Below are 1,635 nucleotides of genomic sequence, written 5' to 3'. Positions count from 1 at the left end.
TTCCTCCGCACGTCGTCGTGGTGACCGTTCGCACGGACAATCTGACCACAGGGCGCGGCGACCCCAGCGCGCGAGGGTTGCCGTTGTTTAGTCTGCTCGCAATGCCGTGAGTGGATCGACGCGCGTCGCCCGGCGCGCCGGGACGAAGCTCGCCAACATTGCGACGCCGGCGAGCGTTACGGCGACTGTCACGAGGATCACCGGATCGTGAGGCGCCACGCCATAGAGGATTGTGGCCAACAGTCGTGTGACCGCCAGCGTGAGGCCGAGTCCGACAACGACGCCGATCGTCGCCACCAGCATTCCTTGACGGAGTACCAGCCGCATGACGGCCGACGTCCGCGCCCCGAGCGCGACGCGAATGCCAATCTCACGAGTGCGCTGTTCGACCGAATACGAGATCAGTCCGAACAGCCCGACCGACGCCAGCAGTAGAGCAAGTCCGCCAAACACCGCCGCGAACCACGCTCCCACACGCACTCCGAGCAAGGCTCGGCCGTTTCGGATGTGATCCTCCATGCTGCGAATGTCGAAAACCGGCAGCGTTGGATCCATTGCCTTGATAGCGTTGCGGACCGGATTGATCAGCGCGATCGGATCGCCGGCCGTACGAACGTCCAGCGTGAACGATGACCGGTAGGTCTGCGCGTATGGCCGAAAGAAAAACGGCTTCGGCGATTCGCCGATTGAGAAATACTGAATGTCGCCCGAGATGCCGACAATCTCGATCAGCGGACCGTCCTTGCTCATGCGGAAGCGCTTTCCGAGCGCAGACTGCCCGGGCCAGATGCGCCGCGCGAGTGCTTGCGTCACCACCGCGACCTTGCGAGCGCGCTCATCGTCGCTTGCCTCGAAGCCGCGCCCGGCGATGATCGGCAGCGACATCGTCTGGAAATAGCTCGGCGTGACGATGTTGTTGAAGCAGCCGATCCCGTTCTCGGGCACCGGCGCCAACGGCACCTCGGGCAGAACGTACTCGATGTCATTGTTGTAGCCGAACGGCGTGTATCGCGACAGTGCAACCGCGCGAACACCGGGCAACTGGGCGACGCGGCTCTCGACGTCGCGCTCGAACTGCTTGCCGCGTACCGAGTCGTACCCTTGGATGCCAAGCTGCGCCGTGGCCATGAGCAGATGATCGATCTTGAATCCGACATTGATCTTCGACGCGTTGGCGGCGCTGCGCGCAAACAAAGCCGCGCTCACGACGATGGTGACGCACACGGCGAGCTGCGCCACGACGAGGAACGACCGCACGCGTTGATGCGCGCCGCTGCTTCCGCGTCCACCCGCCTTGAGCGCGTCGGTGAGGTTGGTGCGACGGAGCGCGAGCACGGGAGCGGTGGCGGCGAGCAGCGCCGTCATCACGATCACGCCGAGAGTGTACATCATCACGCGACCATCGACACCGATCGCCCAGCGAAGCGGAACGTCGGACGCGACGCGAATGGTCGCGAGCGCGCGGACGGCGGCGGTCGCCAAACCCAGCGCGCCGATGCCGCCGGCGATCGCGAGCAGCAGACACTCGATAATGACCCGACGCGCCAACCGCCATTGGCTCGCGCCGAGCGCCGAACGGATTGCCTGCTCCTTGAACTGCGTGGTCGCTCGGGCAAGCAGCAGGCTCGCGACGTT

At 65.0% G+C, this 1,635-nt stretch carries 1 protein-coding gene; it reads right to left on the bottom strand.

The window, feature by feature from the left end; translation table 11 throughout:
* Positions 1-87 precede the first annotated feature (87 nt).
* A partial coding sequence (locus tag VGQ44_05520; GenBank protein ID HEV8446254.1) for an FtsX-like permease family protein occupies positions 88-1,635 on the bottom strand: 1,548 nt, incomplete at its 5' end.

It is taken from the genome of Gemmatimonadaceae bacterium (assembly GCA_036003045.1).
Lineage (GTDB): Bacteria > Gemmatimonadota > Gemmatimonadetes > Gemmatimonadales > Gemmatimonadaceae > JAQBQB01.
The sequence above is the reverse complement of the archived record's forward strand: the minus strand, read 5'-3'. Positions and strand labels throughout refer to the sequence as shown.